We start from the raw sequence: 21,003 nt of genomic DNA on the forward strand, positions 1-21,003 counted from the left end.
CTTAAAGGCGACGCCAGCTCCAGGTCGTGGCCGCCTCCAGCGGCTCCAGGGGCGTGACCAGGCGCGGCTGGGTGTTCAGCCCGTTGGGCGGGCCGGTCTGCGGCTCCACGCAGACCGCCTCGGCCTGCTCGTCGTAGACCACCACCCACTCCTCGCGGCTGGCCACCGTCAGCTCCAGCCGCTGCGGCCAGGTGAGGGTGACGTCGACGCCGCCGGGCATGCCGAAGCAGTCGTCCCACGGGCCGGGCGCGGGGTCGATGCGGTTGCCGGTGGGCAGGTGGTCGGCGCCGCGCTCCTCCTGCCAGGCGGGCTTGAAGTCCAGGGTCACGTCCGCGCCGCCGAGGTTGCGGCGGAACCAGGGGTGCCAGCCGATCTGCGCCGGGTAGGAGTCCTCGTACGTCTCCACCGACATCGTCAGCGTCACGCTGTCCTCGGTGAGCGTGACGACCTGGGTGACGCGGCCGGAGTGCGGCCAGGGATCGGTCAGCTCGTGCGTGATCACCGCCTCGTTCTCCGTGACGCGCGCGGTGCGCCAGGCGCCGTCGCGGGCGGTGCCGTGGATGGCGTGCGGCGGGGAGTTCAGCGGCATCTGGCGGACGGTGCCGCCGTCGAGGAACCGGCCGTCGCGGATGCGCCCGCACCAAGGCACCATCGGGAAACAGCCGAACTTGGGGCCCTGGCGCAGCAGTTCCGTGCCGCCGATCCGCAGCCCGCCGATGCGGCCGCCGTTCCCGGGCCGCACGATCACCTCCGCGTCGCCCGCGGTCAGCGTGATGTCTTCGTCACTCACAAGGCGACAGTACTGGGCAGCCGCCCCGGGCGGGTCCGGGACGTGTCCGATACGCGGCTGAGCCGCGCGGACGGGGCCGGCGGCGCCGCGGACGGACTACGGCGTCAACGACGCTTCCGCAGCGCTCTGCCCACCACGATCGCCGAGGCGACCGCCAGCGCGGCGGCCGGCGCGGCCCACCGCAGGGCCTGGTTCGCGGTGACCGTCTGCGGCGCCGGAACCGGGGCGTAACGGCCCCGCGGCGGCGCGTGGTCGACCTCCTCGGCGCTGCGGCCGATCATCGTGCGCCGGGCGTGCGCGGCCTCGGCGGGCGGTACGCCGGTGTCCGCGAAGTCGCCCGCGGACGCCTCCGCGTCCTCCCCGTCCTCCGCCTCCTCCTCGTCGTCGCTGTCCGCGTCGAGCGAGGATGGCGGAATCTCGGTGTCGAAGACGGAGGTGTGCCCGCTCTCCGCCTCCGGGGCCTCTCCCGTCTCCCGCGCCTCCTCCGTCCGCTCCCCGAGCGCCTCCAGGAACCGGTTCAGCAGCCGGGTCGCCGCCGAGGCCACCGCGTCCGCGGGCAGTTCCGCGAGGCGTCCGGTCGCGTCGGCCGCGCCCGAGACGGTGACGGTGGTGCCGTCGTCGGTCCCGGTGAGGCGGAGGGTGAGGGCGAGCTTGACCGAGCCGCTGCCGCGGGCCTCGGTGGCGTCGCCCTCGACGGCGTAGCCGCCGTCCTCGCGGGCGTGCACCCGCGCCGTGCCGCGATAGGTGACGGAATGTCCGCCGACGCGCAGCTTCAGGCGGCCGGCGACGGGCGGGGCGCCGGCGTCCTGCTGGAGACCGGGAACGGCTCGGGCGACACGCGCGGGATCGGCGAGTGCCGCGGTGAGACGGCCGGCCGGGACCGGGACGAAGACCTGGTGCTCCATGTCGGCTGAGCCTACCCACGAGCGGCCGGGTCGTACCCTCGCGGGAACCGGCACATGCGGGCGCGGCCGTTCAGTACCGCGGATGGATCAGCGTGGAGGCGGGCAGTGCGCCGATCCGGGTCCGCTCGGCGGCCCGCCGGTCCGCGGCGAGGGCCGCGGGGGTGAGGGTGCCGGCGGGGGCGGCCGGGTCCAGGCGCAGGGGCGGGGCGGTGCGGCCGGGCGCGGCCAGCAGGAAGCCCCAGTCGGGCGGCGCCCCGGGGGCGCCGGCCGAGCGGTCGGGCCCGGACGGGAAGCCGGGGTCGTGGCCGAGGACCCGGTAGGGGGTGGCGGCGAGGCCGGCGGCGCGCAGGGTCGCGGCGACGGTCCAGAAGCCGCGGGGGCGGCCGGTGAGCGGTCCGGCGTGCACGACGAGCCGGCCGCCGGGGGCGAGCACGCGGCGGGCCAGCCCGTAGAACTCCTCGGAGTACAGCTTGGTGCTGGCGCTGATGCCGGGGTCGGGGAGGTCGGCGATCACCACGTCGTACGAGGCGGCCGGCGTGGTGCGCAGCCGGGCGAGGGCGTCGGCGACGACGAGGCGGACGCGGGGGTCGGCGTAGGCGTGCCCGTTGGCGGCGGCGAGTCCGGGATCACGACGGGCCAACTCCGCGAGCCGTCCGTCGAGTTCGACGATGTCCACGCGGTGTACGCCGGGGTGGCGCAGCACCGCGCGGGCGGCGAGGCCGTCGCCGCCGCCGAGGATCAGCACCCGGGCGTGCGGTCCGGCGAGGGCGGGGTCGACCAGGGCCTCGTGGTAGCGGCGGGCGTCCTGGCCGCCGACGCGCAGCCGTCCGTCGAGGTAGAGGTCGAGGGGGCGGCCGTCGGTGCCGCCCGCGAGGACGACCTCCTGCACCCCGGTCTGCACGGCGACCCGCACGTCCGGGCCGTACACCGCCTCGCGCGCGGCGCGTTCGAAGGCGCCGGAGAGGGCGGCGGCCGAGGCGAGCACGCCGAGGACGGCGACGCCGAGGAGGGGCAGGGTCCAGCGGGCGCGCCGGCCGAGGTCGCGCCGGAACAGGCCGAGGACGAGGGCGCCGCCGGCCACCACGTTGACCGTGCCGGTGAGCAGCGCACCGGTCAGCTGACCGCAGAACGGCAGCAGTACGAAGGGGAAGGCGAGGCCGCCGACCAGGGCGCCGACGTAGTCCGCGGCGAACAGGTCGGCCACCGCGCAGCCCGCGTCCTGGTGGCGGATGCGCTGGATCAGCTCCATCAGCAGCGGCACCTCGACGCCGATGAGCAGACCGATGGCGAGCGAGAAGGCGACCAGCAGGCAGCGGGGGCCCTCGGTCCAGGGGCCGCCCCACCCGCCGGTCCAGGCGAAGACGGCGTACAGCGCCATCGCGCTGCACCCGCCGACCAGGGCGAGGAGGATCTCGACGGCGCCGAACGCGGCGGCCGTGTGCCGGCGCAGCCGTTTGGCGCCCAGCGAGCCGATGCCCATCGCGAAGACCATCACGGACAGCACGACGGAGGACTGGGTGACGGAGTCGCCGATCAAGTACGAGGCGAAGGCGAGGAGTTCGAGTTCGTACACGAGCCCGCAGGCCGCGCAGACGAAGACGCACGCGAGCACCAGGAACCGCCCGGTGCCGGGCCGGACGGGCAGCCGTGCCGGGCCCCTCCAGGAGGGCGGGGCACCCGGGGGCGCGGGAGCGTGCGGTTCGATCACGCTGCGACGTTACGTTACTTCACGGGCACCCTTCGTCACCCGAAGGTGTGGATCCGGGAGCAGTTGTCCCGGTCCGGGTTTATGCCGCCCAGGCGTCCTCGCCGGGCTGCCCGGACCGCTCGGGGGTGCGCGCCCGCGCCCCCACCCGGGTGCGGGTGGCGACGAGTTGGCCGTCCTGCGGATAGGCGTGCCAGGTCCGCCAGTGCACATGGTCGTCGTGCCGCTGGGCCAGCATCGCGGTGAAGGCGTGCGGGCTGCCGGGGAAGACGCCGGCCAGGCCGTGCGGATGGTCGGCGACCAGGGCGAGCAACTCCTGGGCGCGGCCCGCGAAGGAGCCGGGGGTGAGCATCTCGACGCGCGCCGCGAACTCGTACTCCCAGTCGCCGACGCGCTTGGCGACGCCGAGCGGCAGCGGGGTGCTGGAGCCGGGGATGCAGGCCACCGTCTCCGAGCACAGGCCCCGCTCCTCCTCCAGGAGGACTTGGTGCGAGGCGCCGAGAAGTCTCAACTGCAGTTTGGCGCCCGTGAGTTCGAGGTCCAGGGTGGCCAGAGCGGGGAGCGGTTCGCGCCCCAGGGCCCAGGCGAGGTCGGCAGCGCGCGTATCGGTGTAACTGGTGTTCAGGGTCGTGAGCATGGATCGGCTCCGCTAACACGCAAATGAGGGAGATCGGCCGTGTCAGCCCAGCCGGCCCGGCCGGTACGAGGCGTCCGCGAGACGTCCTGGGGGCTGCGTTGGCTGCATTGGCGTTTTAGAGGGAATCATGAACAGAGGCGCTGCCACAGCGTTTTTACCCAACTTCGGGGGCATTCCATCCCCGGGGGGCTCACAGCTCATCTGTTCCACCACGGCGCACGCCCGGCGCGGGCGCGGAGGGCCCGCACCCCTCGTCCCAGTGGCCTCTCCGCACCGCCGTCCGGCCCGCCCGCCTCAGCTGCTCCCGCAGCCTCCACCGCCCCCGCAGGACGACCCGCCGCCGCACGAGGAACCCCCGCCGCACGAGGAGCCCCCGCCGCACGAGGAGTGGCCGCCACCGCAGGAGTGCCCGCCGTGGTGCCCCCGTGGCCCCCGTGGTGCCCGTGGTGCCCGCCGGACGAGGAGCCGGAGTCCCCGGCCCACCAGCTGCCGCCCGCGGTGCCGGCCGCACCGCCCCTGCCCCGGACCGCGCCCTTGCCCCCGCCCCGCCTGCCGCCCTTGCCGGACACCCGCGCGATGACGATGAACAGGACGAACACTGCCACCAGCCCGATCACGAACGGATCCATGGCGCCACCCTCTCCCGGTCCCCCGAAGCCACCCCCGTGGGCGCCTCGTTCCTTCCCGCGCCGCGCGCGGTGCCCCTGGGATGCCCACGCGGCGCAACCGTCAAAGCCGGGTTGAGGAACTCCAGAGCTTGGGCGCAGGATGACCGGCATGACCTCCACCGCGCGCCCCCTGCTCAACCGCCGGCTCGCCGAGTTCGGCACCACCATCTTCGCGGAGATGTCCGCCCTCGCCGCGGCCACCGGCTCGATCAACCTGGGCCAGGGCTTCCCCGACACCGACGGACCCGAGGAGATCAGGGAGGCGGCGGTGCGGGCGCTGCGCGACGGGCGCGGCAACCAGTACCCGCCGGGTCCCGGCGTCCCCGAGCTGCGCACCGCGATCGCCGCGCACCAGCGGCGCCGCTACGGGCTGTCGTACGACCCCGACACCGAGGTGCTGGTGACGGCGGGCGCCACGGAGGCCATCGCGGCCTCGCTGCTGGCGCTGCTGGAGCCGGGCGACGAGGTCGTGGCCCTGGAGCCGTACTACGACTCCTACGCGGCGAGCATCGCGCTGGCCGGCGGCCGGCGCGTCCCGGTGACCCTGCGCCCGCACGAGGGCCGCTTCCGCCTCGACCTGGACGAACTGCGCGCCGCCGTCACCGAGCGGACCCGCCTGCTGCTGATCAACACCCCGCACAACCCCACCGGCACGGTCCTCACCCGCGCCGAACTGGCCGCGATCGCCGAACTGGCCGTGGAGCGGGACCTGCTGGTGGTGACCGACGAGGTGTACGAGCACCTCGTCTTCGACGACGCCGAGCACCTCCCGCTCGCCACCTTCCCGGGCATGCGCGAGCGCACGGTGACCATCGGCTCGGCCGGCAAGACGTACTCCTTCACCGGCTGGAAGGTCGGCTGGGTGACGGCCGCGCCCGCTCTGGTCAGCGCGGTCCGCTCGGCCAAGCAGTTCCTGACGTACGTCTCCGCCGGCCCGTTCCAGTACGCGGTGGCCGAGGCACTCGCCCTGCCCGACTCCTACTACGACGACCTGCGCCGCTCCCTGCGCGAGCGCCGAGACATCCTGGCCACGGGGCTCGCGGAGGCGGGCTTCGAGGTGTTCCGCCCGGCCGGCACCTACTTCGTCACCACCGACATCCGCCCGCTCGGCGAGAAGGACGGCTTCGCCTTCTGCCGCGCCCTGCCGGAGCGCGCCGGCGTGGTCGCCATCCCCAACGCGGTCTTCTACGACGACCGCGAGGCGGGCGCCCCGTTCGTGCGCTTCGCGTTCTGCAAGAAGGAGGACGTCCTGCGGGAGGCGGCGGCGCGGTTGCGGGCCATGTGAGGGACGGGGCACCGCCGGTCGGCCGTGCCCTGCTCGCTTCCGGGGCCGGGGCCTTGCACAGTGCGGAGGTGTGACACACGCCAGCACCGTTCTCGCCCCGCCCGTCACCGCACCCGGACCCTCGCCCGGCGCGCGCGCCCGTGCCTCGCTGCTGCGGGCGAGCGGCGTCGCCGTAGGACTGTTCCTCGGCGCGCGGCTCGCCGGCGCCGCCGTCCTCACCCTGCTCGCCGACGCCGCCGGACGGCCCGTCATGGCGCTGCTGGGCCGCTCCTGGGACTCGGTCTGGTACCTCGGCATCGCGGCCCACGGCTACGGCCACGCCCTGGGCCGGCACGGGTACAGCGACATGGCGTTCTTCCCGCTGTACCCCGCTCTGGTGCGGGCGGTGACGGAGGTGAGCCCGCTCGGCGGGGGCGCGGCCGGGCTGCTGGTGTCCTGGACGGCGGCGCTGGTGGCCGCGGCCGGGCTGTACGCCGTGGGGACCGCTGTGTACGGGCGGGCCGTGGGGACCGCGCTGGTGCTGCTGTGGGGGCTGCTGCCGCACTCGGTGGTGCTGTCGATGGCGTACACCGAGCCGGTGCTGACCGCGTTCGCCGCCTGGTCGCTGTACGCGGTGCTGACCGGGCGCTGGGTGTGGGCGGGGGCGCTGGCCGCGTTCGCGGGGCTCGCCCGGCCGAACGGGTTCGCGGTGGCCGCCGCCGTGCTCGCCGCGGCCGGCTGGGAGCTGTGGCGGCGGCGCGGCCGGGTCGTCCACAGGCTGTGGACGGGCGCGGCGCTCGCCCCGCTGGGCTGGGCCGGGTACCTGCTGTGGGTCGGCCACCGCCGGGGCGATCTGCTGCACGGCTACTTCGACGTCCAGGCGGACTGGGGCTCGCGGTTCGACCTCGGGTACCGCTCGCTCCAGTTCGTGCGCGTCCTGCTGCTGCACGGCGGCCGGGTGGTGTTCCCGGTGGCGCTGCTGCTGGTCGGCGTGGGCGTGGTGCTGTTCGCGCTGCTCCTCCTGGAGCGGCCCCCGCTGCCGCTGCTGGTCTACAGCGCGGTGCTGCTGCTGGTGGTGCTCGCCGGGTCCGGGACCTTCGAGTCCAAGCCGCGCTTCCTGCTGCCGGCCTTCCCGCTGCTGCTGCCGCCCGCCCGCGCGCTGGTCCGCACGGCGAAAGCCCGGCCCTGGCACGCGGCCGTGGTGGTCGCGGCCCTGGCCGGGCTGTCGTATCTCTACGGCGCGTACCTGCTGGTGCTGGGGCACGCGCCGCTGTAGCGGTCGCCGGGGTTCACTCCCCGGAGCCGGCCTCGCCGTCCTCGGGCTTGTCGGTCCCTTCGACGTCCTGCTCCAGGCCCAGCTGCTCGACCAGCCACTTGTCGAACTCGATCGCGGCCCGCACCCAGCTGACCGTGGAGGAGACGAAGTGGTTGAGGTCGACGCCGGTGCCGATCAGCATCTGCGCCTCGCCGATGAGGCGGACGGTGCCGTCGTCGTGGGTGTGGGTGTACACCTTCGGCCACAGGGTGCGGCGGTTCCAGTCGTCCACGGACTCCAGGAGCCGCGCCTTGTCCTCGATCTGGTGCGGGCGGTCGTAGAAGGTCCGCACCGAGAAGACCGACTGGTCGGCCTCCCCGCGGAACATGAAGTAGGTGCGGAACTGCTCCCACGGCGCCGCGAGGTCACCCTCCTCGTCGACGACGTACTTCAGCTCCATCTGGTCGAGGAGCTGCTTCACGAGGTCCTGATCCGGGAGGACGGGGCCGGCCGGTCCCTGGGGCTGCGGCTCGGGCTGGCCCCCGAAGTTCGGAATCGAGGACGGGTCGATGCTCACCGTGTTTTTCCCTTCGTACGGATTCCGCCATCCTCCCCCATGCGGGGAGGGGCCTGGCAAGCCCTGACGGGGCCTGTCGGTCTTTGGCTGACATGATCCAGTGCCCGGGCGGCGGGCCGGTGGACGAACGGGGGGTCGGTGTGGCGGGACGGGGGGAACCGGCCGACGCCGGCGAACGTGCCGTACGGGGGCCCGGACCGGGCCCCCGTACGGTCCGCCGCGTTCACCGGGTGGGCGTCACAGCGTCTTCCCGGTGGCCGGGCCGACCAGCAGCCCCTCGCCGAAGCGGTCCACGCGGACGGTGTCGCCGTCCTTGATCTCGCCGGAGAGGATCTCCCGGGCGAGCCGGTCGCCGATCGCGGACTGCACCAGGCGGCGCAGCGGGCGGGCGCCGTACGCCGGGTCCAGGCCCTCCTCGGCCAGCCAGGCCAGCGCCTCCGGGGTGATCTCCAGGGCGAGCCGGCGCTCGGCGAGGCGCCTGCCGAGCCGGTCGATCTGGAGCTTCGCGATCCGCTCCAGCTCGGGCTTGGTCAGCGCGGAGAAGACCACCAGGTCGTCCAGGCGGTTGAGGAACTCCGGCTTGAAGGACGCCCGTACGACCTCCAGCACCTGCTCCCGCTTCTCCACCTCGCTCGTGACCGGGTCGACCAGGTACTGGCTGCCCAGGTTGGAGGTGAGCACCAGGATGGTGTTGCGGAAGTCGACGGTACGGCCCTGGCCGTCCGTCAGCCGGCCGTCGTCCAGCACCTGGAGCAGGATGTCGAAGACCTCCGGGTGGGCCTTCTCCACCTCGTCCAGCAGCACCACGCTGTACGGGCGCCGCCGTACCGCCTCGGTCAGCTGGCCGCCCTCCTCGTAGCCGATGTACCCGGGGGGCGCGCCGACCAGCCGGGCCACACTGTGCTTCTCGCCGTACTCCGACATGTCGATGCGGACCATGGCCCGCTCGTCGTCGAAGAGGAAGTCGGCGAGCGCCTTGGCGAGTTCGGTCTTGCCGACACCGGTCGGGCCGAGGAAGAGGAACGAGCCGGTGGGCCGGTCTGGGTCGGCGATGCCGGCCCGGGAGCGCCGTACCGCGTCGCTCACGGCGCGCACGGCCTCGCCCTGGCCGATGAGCCGCTTGCCCAGCTCCTCCTCCATGCGCAGCAGCTTCTGCGTCTCGCCCTCCAGCAGGCGGCCGGCCGGGATGCCGGTCCAGGCGGCGACGACGTCCGCGATGTCGTCGGAGCCGACCTCCTCCTTGACCATGGTGTCCTTGGCGGCCTCCTCCTCGGCCTCGGAGGCGGCCTCCAGTTCCTTCTCCAGCTGCGGGATCTCGCCGTAGAGCAGCTTGGCGGCGGTGTCGAAGTCGCCGTCGCGCTGGGCGCGTTCGGCCTGGCCGCGCAGGTCGTCCAGGCGCTCCTTCAGCTCACCGACCCGGTTGAGGGACTGCTTCTCCTTCTCCCAGCGGGCGGTCAGCCCCCGCAGCTCCTCCTCCTTGTCGGCGAGGTCACGGCGCAGCTTCTCCAGGCGGGCGAGGGAGGCGGGGTCGGTCTCCTTGCCGATCGCCAGCTCCTCCATCTTCAACCGGTCGACGGAACGCTGGAGTTCGTCGATCTCCACGGGAGAGGAGTCGATCTCCATGCGCAGCCGGGAGGCCGCCTCGTCCACCAGGTCGATGGCCTTGTCCGGCAGGAAGCGGGAGGTGATGTAGCGGTCGGAGAGGGTCGCGGCGGCGACCAGGGCGCTGTCCGCGATCTGCACCTTGTGGTGGGCCTCGTAGCGGCCCTTGAGACCGCGCAGGATGGCGATGCTGTCCTCGACGGTCGGCTCGGCGACCAGCACCTGCTGGAAGCGGCGCTCCAGGGCGGGGTCCTTCTCGATCCGCTCCCGGTACTCGTCCAGGGTGGTGGCACCCACCATGCGCAGCTCGCCGCGGGCCAGCATCGGCTTGAGCATGTTGCCGGCGTCCATGGCGGAGTCGCCGCCGGCCCCGGCGCCCACGACGGTGTGCAGCTCGTCGATGAAGGTGATGATCTGCCCGTCCGAGTCCTTGATCTCGGCGAGCACGGCCTTGAGCCGCTCCTCGAACTCACCCCGGTACTTCGCGCCGGCGACCATCGCGCCGAGGTCGAGCGCGACCAGCCGCTTGTCCTTGAGCGACTCGGGCACGTCCCCCTTGACGATGCGCTGCGCGAGCCCTTCCACGACGGCGGTCTTGCCCACGCCCGGCTCGCCGATGAGCACGGGGTTGTTCTTCGTCCGGCGGCTCAGCACCTGCACCACGCGCCGGATCTCCTGGTCCCGCCCGATGACCGGGTCGAGCCGGCCCTCGCGGGCGGCGGCGGTGAAATCGGTGCCGAACTTCTCCAGGGCCTTGTACTGGCCCTCCGGGTCGGCGGTGGTCACGCGACGTCCTCCCCTGGCCTTCTTGAAGGCCTCCAGCAGCTTCTTCGCCTCGGCGCCCTGCGCCCGCAGCAGCTCGCCGGCGGCCCCGCCCTTGGCGGCGATGCCGATGAGCAGGTGCTCGGTGGACAGGTACTCGTCCCCGAGGTCCTTCGCGCGCTCGCCCGCGTCGGCGATCACGGCCAGCAGGTCGCGGTTGGGCTGCGGGGGCGCGACGGTGGAGCCCGTCACGCTCGGCAGCGAGGCGAGCAGCTTCTCCGCGCCGGCGCGTACGGCGGCCTGGTCGGCGTCGACGGCGGCGAGCAGATCGGTGATGTTCTCGTTGTCCTGCCCCTGGAGCAGAGCCAGCAGCAGGTGAGCGGGGGTGAGGTCCGGATGTCCCTCGGTCACGGCGCGGTTGCTGGCCGCGTTGATCGCGTCCCGGCTCTTGTTGGTCAGCTCGGCGTCCACGTTCGCGTTCTCCTCCTAGGCGTGCCTCTGCAACCCTCTGCTGACTTAACCAGCGTAACCAAAGTTGAGTCTATTCCACTCAAGGCTGGTCGCGCACGGCCCCGGGGCTAGGTTTCCTGGCATGGCGACCTACTCCGTGGATCCGGGTTCCCCGGACGCCGCGTATCTCGGCTTCTGGCAGGAACGGCATCTGTGCACCCTGACGACGATCCGCCCCGACGGGGGCCCGCACGTGGTGCCGGTCGGGGTCACGTACGACCCCGAGGCCCGGCTCGCCCGGGTGATCTGCAACGGCTCCAGCGCGAAGGCGGCCTACACCCGGGCCGCCGGCCCCGAGGGCGCCCGCGCCGCGGTCTGCCAGGTGGACGGGCGCCGCTGGGCCACCCTGGAGGGCCGCGCCCACGTCTCCGCGGACCCGGCCCGCGTCGCCGAAGCCGAACGCCGCTACGCGGAACGCTACGGCCGCACCCCTTCCCCCAACCCCTCCCGCGTGGTGATCGAGATCACGGTGGAACGGGCACTGGGGCGGGGGTGAGGGACCAGGGGCGGGCGGCTGCCCCACCACACCGGACGGCGAGGGCGCAATCCCCCGATCGTGGCCGCTCCATGGAACGAACCGGGCGTCCGGTCTGTTCGATTAGTTTCGGCCACTGTGAGGACCGGGGCAGACACCGAAATGTCGGCACAAACAACAGCGGCGTCACCGTGTTCAGGTCACGGTGACGCCGCTGCGGGGGGAAGCACCTGAGCGATCTTTTACGACGGGGGAATCGCGTCAGGCACTGCGGGGGGTGGCTGAGATTGTCCGGAGGTCGGGCTCCACCGGGTCGGTGAGCCGGTGGTCCCGCTGGTCCAGATTCACAAAGATCATTCCGTACCGTATGGCACACCGCACCGGCTGTGGCGCCCCACGCGGCTTGCGCAGGCACCGGTAGGCCCGGACGTCCTCCTCCTCGTCGCGCGTGACGACGACCGGCTCACCGAAGACGGTCACCATCAGCGAGTCCCCGGGGTGGGGAATCGCGGTCACCAGATCGATGAAGTGCCAGCCGGAGCGGTAGGCGGTGGCCATCTCACGGCGGAAGGAACGGTCGTCGGGTGGCGTGGTCACATCAGCTCCCCGCTACCGAAGGCCACTTGGTGTCCGTCGGCCACTTGGTGTCCGCGGGCACGACGTTCTCCGCGCCGAGCGTCGACGCCGAAGGCCACTTCGTGTCGGTGGGCCACTTGGTGTCCGCACGCACCACGCTGTTCGCGTCGAGCGTCGCCACCGAAGGCCACTTCGTGTCCGCGCGCACGTCGCTCTTCGCGCCGAAGGGGCCACTCAGCACTCCAAGGGCCACAACGGCGGAGAAGGTGGCGACCAGCACCGAGCGAATCATCTTCTTGCCCATGGTCGACTTCGTCCTCACTTGAAGGTCCCCTTCTTCCCCCGTCGGATAAGACGATGGCTCATTCAGGCACATCATGACCACACAATCAGTGCATCATGTTCCTGCATGTTCAGGACCCTGGGGGGTGGAGATTTGACACCAAATCGGAACAACGCCGCACATCCCCATGCGGTCACCGAGCTGTGCGACGAAGGGGGCCGACTTTACGCCAACGCGCTGCGCGCCGGGCGTGTCTCGCGTGCCGACGTGGCGGCGGCCCCGTGCCTGATGGAGTTCGCCCTGCTCCATCCCGACCCGGACGACCCCGACTGGCTGCGCCCCGTGCCGCCGGCCGTGGCCCTGGCCCAGCGGCTGTCCCCCCTGGAGCGGGAGATCGCCGACCGCAGGCGGTGGGCCGTCGAACTCTCCGACGTCTTCGAGCCGTTCCTCGCGCTGAGCACCCAGACGGCCTCGGCGACCGACTCGATCACCGTCCTGGAGGGCAACGACCGCATCAACGCCGCGCTCGACCTGGCCACCACCGAATGCCGTTCCTCGGTGCTCACCGTGCAGCCGAGCAACCACTTCACCGAACGCAACGTACGCCAGGGCCTGGAGCGGGACACCGCCCTGGTGGAGCGGGGCGTGCACATCCGCACCCTCTACCAGCACACGGTCCGCTACAACCTCAAGCAGATCGGCTACGTCTCCCAGCTCGCCAGCGGCAAGGTGGAGTACCGCACCATCGACGAGCTGGTCGAACGGCTCATCATCTGCGACGAGTCCGTCGCCTTCATCCCCACCCGCGACGACCAGCAGGTGGCCCTGGAGCTGCGCAACCCCGGACTCATCCGGTACCTCATCAAGGTCTTCGAGTTCATGTGGAACCGCGCCGTCCCGCTGACCGCCGGCACCCCCTACGAGACCGCGCCCGACGGCATCACCGAGGTCCAGCACTCCATCGCCAAACTCCTGGTCGAGGGCCATGTGGACGAGGCCATCGCGCGCCGGCTCGGGATGAACGTACGCACCTGCCGCGCCCACATCGCCAAGCTGGCGCAGGCCCTGGGCAGCGGCAGCCGGGCCCAACTCGGCTTCCTGATCGCCCAGTCCGGAATGCTGGACCGGGACCTGTGAGCCGATGACCACGAGCGCGCCGCACCCGGAACACGGCGTCGAGGAACTGTGCGCACAGGGCCGCGCGCTGTACGAACACGCCGTGCGCGAGGGCCGGATCGGTGCCGCCGAGGCCGAAGCGGCGCCCTGTCTGCTGCGGTTGGGCCTGCTCCAGCCGACCGCCGCCGACACCAGCCTGCTGGAGCCCGTGGCGGCCGCGGTGGCGCTGCGGGAGCTGCTGCACGCCTCCGCCGAGCGGGTGGCCGCCGAACGCCGCCGTGAGGCCCGTGTCGCCCAGAGCCTCGAACCACTGCTGCGACTGGCCCGGGACCTGCCCGGCACCGGGGCCGACGGCCCCGCGGTGGTCCGGGTGCACAGCGGCATCGACCGGATCAACCAGGCCATCAGCCGGGCGATGGCCGAGGCCGGCGAGGAGTTCCTCGCCATCCAGCCGCACGTCACCCACACCCGCACGCCCCCCGAACTACACGCCCTCGCCTTCGACCGCGACCAGGCGCTGCTCGACCGCGGCGGCCGGATCCGCACCCTCTACCAGCACACGATGCGCCACGCCCCCAGCGTCCAGGCCCGCTACGAGCGACTGCGCGGCGATGTGCAGGCCCGCACCCTGAACGAGGTCACCGAGCGCCTGCTCGTGCTCGACCGGGCGGTGGCCTTCATCCCGGCGAGCCGGGACCGCGCCATGGCCCTGGAGGTGCGCCAGCCGGCCATCGTGCAGTACCTGGCGACGGTGTTCGACCGGCTCTGGCACCTGGCCACGCCGCTGCACCCGCGGCTCCCGGCGCGCCCCTCCGCGGACGGCGCCACCCCGCGCCAGCGGGCCATCGCCGCCCTCCTGGTGGAGGGCCACACCGACGCCGCCATAGCCGACCGGCTGGGCATGAACGTACGCACCGTACGCCTGCACATCGCCAAGCTGTCCGCCGCCCTCGGCAGCGTCAGCCGCGCCCAACTCGGCTACCTCATCGGCCGGTCGGAGATCCTGCGCGGCACGGACGAGGCCCGGCCGTCATAGCGAGGCGTCCCGCGCGGGCGCCGGCAGGCCCCGGCCGCTGCCGTCCAGCCCCGCCTGCGCGATGCGCACCCCGAGCTGGGTACGGCTCGCCGCGCCCAGCGTCTCCGAGAGGCGCGCGATGTGCGCGCGGCAGGTGCGCACGCTGATGCCGAGGCGCTCGGCGATCACCGCGTCCTGGTGCCCCTCGGCGAGCAGCGCCGCGATGGACTGCTCCCGGTGCGAGATCCCCTCGATGCCGGTGTCCGGCAGCGGCGCAGTGAGCGGGATGGCGAGGCGCCACAGCCGCTCGAAGACGGTCACCAGGTACTCCACCAGCGCCGGCTGGCGCACCTCCAGGGCCATGGTGCGCTCGGTGTTGGCCGGTATGAAGGCCACCGTGCGGTCGAAGAGGATGAGCCGGTCGATGACCTCGTCCAGGGTGCGGGCCTCGACCGCGTCCCCCATCAGCTCCAGGTAGTTGAGCAGGCCCTGGCCGTGCCGGGCCACATGCGTGTACAGGTCGCGCATGCGCACGCCCCGGCCGCGCAGCGCCAGCGCCCGGTGCAGCCCCTCGGTCAGCTCGTCCTCCCGGCGGATGCCGCCCGGCTGCACGGTCAGCACCTCGGTGGTGCACGCCTGGGTCGCCTCGTCCATCGCGGCCTGGATCCGGGCCAGTCCGTCCAGCACCCGTACGGCGCTGCCGCCGGCCGGCGCCGCGAGCGCGTCCAGCCGCCCCAGACCGGCGTACCACTCGGCGGCGGCCACCGCCGAGCCCACCCGGCGCTGACTCTCGCTCACCTCGTCGTAGACCCCGCGCAGCAGCCGGGTCATCACCTCCTGCGGGGAGGTGGGCACCAGCCAGTCCATGTCGTCGGGGTCGGGGTGCAGCAGGGCGAGTTCCAGCAGACAGGGCACCGCTTCGGCGTCGGTGCGCGGCACCCGGCCGCGGCGCACGGCCCGCGAGTACACGCGGTCCCCGGCCTCGCACAGCCGGTCGGCACCGTGAGGATGCTGCTCCGCCCTCCGCCCGGCCATCGCGCATTCCACCCCCGGTGTGCTGCCTCTTCCGCAGCGCAACTATGCGTGGCGCCGACCCGCTCCGCAACACGGCTCCCCACGGCGCGGCGGTCGTTAACCACTGCTGTGTCCGGGTATCTCCCAGGCTCCGCCCCTCGCATTGCAACAAGATGACGGTGGTGGCGCCCGTCGGGCCGGGGCATCGTTGACCGGGCCGTACCGCGCTCACGGGGGTGGCGCGGTACGGCCCCGGTCACCTCGGCGTCACTTCAGGCCGATCGCGCCGCACTCGGCCTTGTACTTGGCGGTGCAGATGTCGCCGACGGAGTAGATGCCGTCCGCGATGACCGTGTCGTTGATGTTCTTCCTGGTCAGGGCGCTCACCTGGACCAGCTTGGACGGGATGTTCTTGGTGGTGGGGCTGTTGACGCGGTCCTGGGTCAGCGCGTCGAACTGGATGTCCTTGCCCTGGACCTTGGCGACGGCCATCTGCGCCGCGGCCTCGGCCTCGTCCGGGTAGGACTTGTAGACGCTCATGTACTGCTCGCCGGCCACCACCCGCTGCACGGCGTCGAGGTCGGCGTCCTGACCGGTGATCGGGGGCAGGCTGGTGACGCCCGCCGCCTTCAGCGCCTTGATGACGCCGCCCGCCATGCCGTCGTTGGCGGAGTAGACGGCCGCGATGTTGGCGGCGCCGATCTGGCTGATCGCCTTCGCCATGTTGGCCTGCGCGTTCTCCGGCTTCCAGCCCTCGGTGTCGTAGCTGGCGGCGATGGTCACCTTGCCGTTCAGCTCGGAGAGCGCGCCCTCCTTGAACTGACGGGCGTTCGGGTCGGTGGGCGAGCCGTTCATCATGACGATCTTGGCGGCGCTGCCGGCCTTGGAGCCGAGCGCCTCCAGCAGCGAGCGGCCCTGGACCTCGCCGACGAGTTCGTTGTCGAAGGAGACGTACGCGGCGATCGGGCCCTCGGCGAGGCGGTCGTAGGCGATGACCGGGATGCCCGCGTCCTGGGCCTTCTTCACCTCGCCGGCGATCGCGTGCGAGTCGACGGCGTCCAGCAGGATGACGTCGACCTTGTCGTCGATCATCTTCCGCATCTGGGTCGCCTGCCGGCCCGCGTCCGCGTCCGCGTTGGCGTACTCGACCTTGCCCCGCTTCCCGGTGAGGTCGGCGACCTTGCTCTTGATGATGGGGTAGTCGAACTTGTCGTAACGCGTGTTGGCCTTCTCCGGCAGCAGCAGGCCCACCGTCAGGTCGTTGCCCTTGGTCGGGCCGGCGCTCGCGCTGTCCCCGGTCGCGTTCAGCACGCCGCATCCGGCCAGTGAGAAGGTCACCGTGGTCAGGGCCACGGACAGGGCGATACGGCGCATACAGGGGCTCACTTCAGGTGCGTTCCGGACGTGGGTGCTGCTATACGACCCAGGTGTCTGAAAAGACAACGCGGACCCGACAGCCGTCGTCAAGGAGACTTACTTAACGACTGCGCAACACCACACGCCGTCGATCCCGTGAAGGCAATGCGGAAACCTCTCCAAACACCCTTTACGGACCCTCCACCCAAGGGGAGTTCACGAGGCGGCAAAGAACGGGTCGTGCGGCCACGGCGAGGGGCCCGTGGACGGATGTGTCCGCGGGCCCCGCGCGCCGTACCGCCCGCGGCGGTCAGTCGCCCTGCTGTTGCTGCCTCTTGGGCCGCCAGACGACCAGCGCGCTGGTCTGCTGGACCTCCTGATAGGGGACCAGGTCCCGGCGGTAGGAGGCGTGCACGGCGGCCTCGCGCTGGCGCATGGCGGCCGCCGCGCCGTCCAGGGCCGCCTCCAGTTCCGCCACGCGGGACTGGAGCGCGGCGACCTGGTTCTCCAGTTCGATGATGCGCTTGATTCCGGCCAGGTTGATGCCCTCGTCCTGCGACAACTGCTGCACCTGGCGGAGCAGTTCGATGTCGCGGGCCGAGTAGCGCCGGCCCCGGCCCGCGGTGCGGTCCGGGGAGACCAGGCCGAGCCGGTCGTACTGGCGCAGCGTCTGCGGGTGGAGTCCGGAGAGCTGGGCCGCCACCGAGATGACGTAGACCGGGGTCTCCTCGGTCAGTTCATACGGGTTGCGCCGACGGCCGTCCATCACTCTCAAGCTCCCTTCGCGGCCTCGAACAGCTCCGCCCGCGGGTCCTCGCCCGCGGTCGCCTCGCGATACGCCTCCAGTGCGTCACGAGCCTTCCCCGACAGATCGCCCGGGACACTCACCTCGACGGTGACCAGGAGGTCGCCGCGGGTGCCGTCCTTGCGGACCGCGCCCTTGCCGCGCGCCCGCATGGTGCGGCCGTTCGGCGTGCCGGGCGGCAGTTTCAGGGTGACCGCCGGGCCACCGAGGGTCGGCACCCGCACCTCGCCGCCGAGGGCCGCCTCGGCGAAGGTGACCGGGACGGTCACCGTGAGGTTGTCGCCCTTGCGGCCGAACACCGGGTGCTCGCCCACGTGCACGGTGACGTACAGGTCGCCCGCCGGGCCGCCCCGCTCGCCGGGCGCGCCCTTGCCGCGCAGCCGGATCCGCTGCCCGTCGGTGACGCCCGCCGGGATGCGGACCTGCATGGTGCGCGAGGACTTGGCACGGCCGCTGCCCTTGCAGTCCGGGCAGGGGTTCTCCGCGATCAGGCCGCGCCCCTTGCAGTCGGGGCAGGGGTCGGTCAGCGAGAATCCGCCGCCCGAGCCCCGGGCGACCTGGCCGGTGCCGACGCAGGTCGGGCACACGCGCGGTGTGCCGTTCTTGTCGCCGGTGCCGGAGCAGGCCTTGCAGGGCTGCTGGGAGGTCATCCGCAGCGGCACCGTGGCCCCCTCGATCGCCTCCGTGAAGCTGAGGGTGACCTCGGTGTCCACGTCCTGGCCGCGGCGCGGCTGGGTACGGGTCGCCCCGCCGGCCCCGCCCCGGTTGAACAGGCCCCCGAAGACGTCACCGAGTCCGCCGCCGAAGCCGCCGCCCTGGGCGCCTCCGGCACCGCCGAAGAGGTCGCCCAGGTCGAAGTTGAAGGAGCCGCCGGCGCCCGGCCCGGGGCGGAACCCGCCGTTGCCGAACAGGGCGCGTGCCTCGTCGTACTCCTTGCGCTTCTTGGGGTCGCCGAGGATGTCGTTCGCCTCGGAGATCTCCTTGAAGCGCTCCTCGGCCTTGGCGTTGCCCTTGTTGGCGTCCGGGTGGAACTCGCGGGCGAGCTTCCGGTACGCCTTCTTGATCTCGGCCTCGGTGGCGTCCTTGGGGACGCCGAGGACCTTGTAGTAGTCCTTCTCGATGAAGTCCTTGGTGCTCATCCCCGACGTCCCTCCTTCCCGTCTGAAGTGATTACGTCAGCCCTCCTCCGGGCCACCGTTCTCCTTGTCGTCGGCCGCCTCGGACTTCTCCTCGGCGCCCTCGGCCTTGCCCGCCTTCTCCGGCTTCGCGCCCTGCGCGCCCGGCTGCGGCTCGGCCACGGCCACCCGCGCGGGGCGGATGGTGCGCTCGCCGATGCGATACCCGGGCTGCAGGATCGCCACGCAGGTCGTCTCGGTGACGTCCGGCGCGTAGCTGTGCATCAGGGCCTCGTGGATGGTCGGGTCGAAGGGCTCGCCCTCCTTGCCGAACTGCTGGAGGCCCAGCTTGGCCGCCACGGTCTCCGTCGACTCGGCCACCGACTTGAAGCCGCCGACCAGTTCGCCGTGTTCCCGCGCGCGGCCGATGTCGTCGAGCACGGGCAGCAGCTCGGACAGGAGGTTCGCGACGGCGATCTCCTTGACCGTGGCCCGGTCCCGCTCGACCCGGCGGCGGTAGTTCTGGTACTCGGCCTGGAGGCGCTGGAGGTCCGCGGTGCGCTCGTTGAGCGCGGTGCGCACCTGGTCCAGCTGGGCGACCAGACCGGCGTCTGCGTTCGCGTCCCCGGCCGGGGCCGCCCCCTCCTCGGGGGCGGCCTTCGGCTCGGCGTCGTCAGGGGTGGCGCCGGAGGGGACGTCGGGCTTCTCCTCGAAGCCCGGGGTCTCCTCCGTCACGCGGCACCGTCCTTGCGCTCGTCGTCCACGATCTCGGCGTCGACGACGTCGTCGTCGGCCTTGGCCTCACCGGCACCGGCGGCGGCACCCTGCGCGGCCTGGGCGTCGGCGTACATGGCCTGGCCCAGCTTCTGCGACACGGCCGCGACCTTCTCGGTGGCGGTGCGGATCTCGGCGGTGTCCTCGCCCTTGAGCTTCTCCTTCAGCTCGGCGACGGCGGACTCCACCTCGGTCTTGACCTCGCCGGGGACCTTGTCCTCGTTGTCCTTGAGGAACTTCTCGGTCTGGTAGACGAGCTGCTCGCCCTGGTTGCGGGTCTCGGCGGCCTCGCGGCGCTTGTGGTCCTCCTCCGCGTAGCGCTCGGCCTCCTCGCGCATGCGGTCGACCTCGTCCTTCGGCAGCGAGGAGCCGCCGGTGACGGTCATCTTCTGCTCCTTGCCGGTGCCGAGGTCCTTCGCCGTGACGTGCATGATGCCGTTGGCGTCGATGTCGAAGGAGACCTCGATCTGCGGGACGCCGCGCGGCGCCGGCGGCAGACCGGTCAGCTCGAACATGCCGAGCTTCTTGTTGTAGGCCGCGATCTCGCGCTCGCCCTGGTAGACCTGGATCTGCACGGACGGCTGGTTGTCCTCGGCCGTGGTGAAGATCTCGGAGCGCTTGGTCGGGATCGTGGTGTTGCGCTCGATCAGCTTGGTCATGATGCCGCCCTTGGTCTCGATGCCGAGGGACAGCGGGGTGACGTCGAGCAGCAGGACGTCCTTGACCTCGCCCTTGAGGACACCGGCCTGGAGCGAGGCGCCGATGGCGACGACCTCGTCCGGGTTGACGCCCTTGTTGGCCTCCTTGCCGCCGGTCAGCTCCTTGACGAGCTCGGCCACGGCGGGCATACGGGTGGAGCCACCGACGAGCACGACGTGGTCGATGTCGTTGATGGAGATGCCGGCGTCCTTGATGACGTTGTGGAACGGCGTCTTGCAGCGCTCCAGCAGGTCGGCCGTCAGCTGCTGGAACTGGGCGCGGGTGAGCTTCTCGTCCAGGTGCAGCGGGCCCTCGGCGGACGCCGTGATGTAGGGCAGGTTGATCGAGGTCTCGGTGGAGGAGGACAGCTCGATCTTGGCCTTCTCGGCGGCCTCGCGGAGGCGCTGGAGGGCCATCTTGTCCTTGGACAGGTCCACGCCGTGGCCGGACTGGAACTGCTTGACCAGGTAGTCGACGACGCGCTGGTCCCAGTCGTCACCACCGAGGTGGTTGTCGCCGTTGGTGGCCTTCACCTCGACGACGCCGTCGCCGATCTCCAGCAGGGACACGTCGAAGGTGCCGCCGCCGAGGTCGAAGACGAGGATGGTCTGGTCGTCCTTGTCGAGGCCGTAGGCCAGCGCGGCGGCGGTCGGCTCGTTGACGATGCGCAGCACGTTCAGGCCGGCGATCTCGCCGGCCTCCTTGGTCGCCTGGCGCTCGGAGTCGTTGAAGTACGCCGGGACGGTGATGACCGCGTCGGTCACCTTCTCGCCCAGGTAGGCCTCGGCGTCCCGCTTCAGCTTCTGCAGGATGAAGGCGGAGATCTGCTGCGGGTTGAAGTCCTTCCCGTCCAGCGCGATCTTCCAGTCGGTGCCCATGTGGCGCTTCACGGACCGGATGGTCCGGTCCACGTTGGTGACGGCCTGCCGCTTGGCGACCTCACCGACGAGCACCTCGCCGTTCTTCGCGAAGGCGACGACGGACGGCGTGGTCCTGGCGCCCTCGGCGTTGGTGATGACGGTGGGCTCGCCGCCTTCCAGAACGCTGACGACGGAGTTAGTCGTGCCCAGGTCGATGCCGACCGCACGTGCCATGGTTGA

19 protein-coding genes are annotated in these 21,003 nt (G+C 72.2%); 5 read left to right on the forward strand and 14 right to left on the reverse strand.

Annotated features, from left to right (window positions below):
- Position 1: 1 nt before the first annotated feature.
- The 4 genes from BLW85_RS18980 to BLW85_RS18995 form a co-directional block, all read right to left on the reverse strand.
- A complete protein-coding gene (locus BLW85_RS18980) occupies positions 2-790 on the reverse strand; it encodes an aldose epimerase family protein (protein WP_074992673.1) in 789 nt (262 codons plus the stop codon).
- A gap of 104 nt (positions 791-894) precedes the next feature.
- On the reverse strand, positions 895-1,695 hold the full coding sequence (locus BLW85_RS18985) for an SRPBCC family protein (protein WP_074992674.1): 801 nt from the start codon (positions 1,693-1,695) through the stop codon (positions 895-897).
- 70 nt (positions 1,696-1,765) lie between these two features.
- The gene (locus tag BLW85_RS18990; protein ID WP_074992675.1) at positions 1,766-3,403 is read right to left on the reverse strand and encodes a polyamine aminopropyltransferase; all 1,638 of its coding nucleotides are present in this window, start codon (positions 3,401-3,403) and stop codon (positions 1,766-1,768) included.
- Positions 3,404-3,482: 79 nt separating this feature from the next.
- A complete protein-coding gene (locus BLW85_RS18995; protein WP_070024200.1) occupies positions 3,483-4,037 on the reverse strand; it encodes a DUF2617 family protein in 555 nt (184 codons plus the stop codon).
- Between the two features lie 768 nt (positions 4,038-4,805).
- Between BLW85_RS18995 and BLW85_RS19005 the strand changes: the two genes are divergently transcribed.
- Both BLW85_RS19005 and BLW85_RS19010 read left to right on the forward strand, forming a co-directional pair.
- A complete protein-coding gene (locus tag BLW85_RS19005; protein WP_074992676.1) occupies positions 4,806-5,990 on the forward strand; it encodes a pyridoxal phosphate-dependent aminotransferase in 1,185 nt (394 codons plus the stop codon).
- A gap of 70 nt (positions 5,991-6,060) precedes the next feature.
- Positions 6,061-7,245, forward strand: coding sequence for a mannosyltransferase family protein (locus BLW85_RS19010; RefSeq protein ID WP_070024206.1), 1,185 nt, complete (start codon positions 6,061-6,063; stop codon positions 7,243-7,245).
- A gap of 13 nt (positions 7,246-7,258) precedes the next feature.
- On the opposite strand, the gene BLW85_RS19015 is transcribed toward BLW85_RS19010, so the two are convergent.
- Positions 7,259-7,801, reverse strand: coding sequence for a YbjN domain-containing protein (locus BLW85_RS19015; RefSeq protein WP_070024208.1), 543 nt, complete (start codon positions 7,799-7,801; stop codon positions 7,259-7,261).
- Positions 7,802-8,038: 237 nt separating this feature from the next.
- A complete protein-coding gene (gene clpB / locus BLW85_RS19020) occupies positions 8,039-10,636 on the reverse strand; it encodes an ATP-dependent chaperone ClpB (RefSeq protein WP_070024210.1) in 2,598 nt (865 codons plus the stop codon).
- Between the two features lie 121 nt (positions 10,637-10,757).
- On the opposite strand from clpB, the gene BLW85_RS19025 reads away from it, so the two are divergent.
- Positions 10,758-11,171 (forward strand): pyridoxamine 5'-phosphate oxidase family protein, encoded by a 414-nt coding sequence (locus BLW85_RS19025; protein ID WP_070024212.1) that lies wholly within the window; start codon positions 10,758-10,760, stop codon positions 11,169-11,171.
- A 240-nt stretch (positions 11,172-11,411) separates the two neighbouring features.
- Here the strand turns inward: BLW85_RS19025 and BLW85_RS19030 are convergent, their stop codons facing one another.
- Both BLW85_RS19030 and BLW85_RS19035 read right to left on the reverse strand, forming a co-directional pair.
- Positions 11,412-11,747 carry a Rieske (2Fe-2S) protein gene (locus tag BLW85_RS19030; protein WP_070024214.1) on the reverse strand — a complete coding sequence of 112 codons (336 nt, stop codon included), beginning with the start codon at positions 11,745-11,747 and terminating at the stop codon, positions 11,412-11,414.
- Between the two features lies 1 nt (position 11,748).
- Entirely contained in the window at positions 11,749-12,030 is a 282-nt protein-coding gene (locus tag BLW85_RS19035; protein ID WP_244174882.1) for a hypothetical protein, read from the reverse strand.
- Between the two features lie 105 nt (positions 12,031-12,135).
- Between BLW85_RS19035 and BLW85_RS19040 the strand changes: the two genes are divergently transcribed.
- Together BLW85_RS19040 and BLW85_RS19045 are read left to right on the forward strand one after the other, a co-directional pair.
- Entirely contained in the window at positions 12,136-13,146 is a 1,011-nt protein-coding gene (locus tag BLW85_RS19040; RefSeq protein WP_071828468.1) for a helix-turn-helix domain-containing protein, read from the forward strand.
- A 4-nt stretch (positions 13,147-13,150) separates the two neighbouring features.
- Positions 13,151-14,161 (forward strand): helix-turn-helix transcriptional regulator, encoded by a 1,011-nt coding sequence (locus tag BLW85_RS19045; protein WP_074992677.1) that lies wholly within the window; start codon positions 13,151-13,153, stop codon positions 14,159-14,161.
- Here BLW85_RS19045 and BLW85_RS19050 read toward each other — a convergent pair.
- From BLW85_RS19050 to dnaK, 6 genes are all read right to left on the reverse strand, one after another.
- A complete protein-coding gene (locus BLW85_RS19050; RefSeq protein ID WP_070024221.1) occupies positions 14,156-15,175 on the reverse strand; it encodes a helix-turn-helix transcriptional regulator in 1,020 nt (339 codons plus the stop codon). The two genes, BLW85_RS19045 and BLW85_RS19050, sit on opposite strands and share 6 nt — an antisense overlap.
- A gap of 246 nt (positions 15,176-15,421) precedes the next feature.
- Positions 15,422-16,528 (reverse strand): sugar ABC transporter substrate-binding protein, encoded by a 1,107-nt coding sequence (locus BLW85_RS19055; RefSeq protein WP_074992678.1) that lies wholly within the window; start codon positions 16,526-16,528, stop codon positions 15,422-15,424.
- A gap of 292 nt (positions 16,529-16,820) precedes the next feature.
- Complete coding sequence (locus BLW85_RS19060; protein ID WP_070024515.1) at positions 16,821-17,276, reverse strand: heat shock protein transcriptional repressor HspR; 456 nt, start codon at positions 17,274-17,276, stop codon at positions 16,821-16,823.
- 5 nt (positions 17,277-17,281) lie between these two features.
- Positions 17,282-18,454: a molecular chaperone DnaJ gene (gene dnaJ / locus BLW85_RS19065; protein WP_070024225.1), complete on the reverse strand. Its 1,173-nt coding sequence runs from the start codon at positions 18,452-18,454 to the stop codon at positions 17,282-17,284.
- A gap of 36 nt (positions 18,455-18,490) precedes the next feature.
- The gene (grpE, locus tag BLW85_RS19070; protein ID WP_070024227.1) at positions 18,491-19,165 is read right to left on the reverse strand and encodes a nucleotide exchange factor GrpE; all 675 of its coding nucleotides are present in this window, start codon (positions 19,163-19,165) and stop codon (positions 18,491-18,493) included.
- Positions 19,162-20,997, reverse strand: coding sequence for a molecular chaperone DnaK (dnaK, locus tag BLW85_RS19075; protein ID WP_074992679.1), 1,836 nt, complete (start codon positions 20,995-20,997; stop codon positions 19,162-19,164). The genes grpE and dnaK overlap by 4 nt, the downstream gene beginning before the upstream one ends.
- Between the last annotated feature and the right edge of the window lie 6 nt (positions 20,998-21,003).

The sequence above is a fragment of the Streptomyces misionensis genome, from assembly GCF_900104815.1.
In the GTDB taxonomy this organism is placed as follows: Bacteria; Actinomycetota; Actinomycetes; order Streptomycetales; family Streptomycetaceae; genus Streptomyces; species Streptomyces misionensis.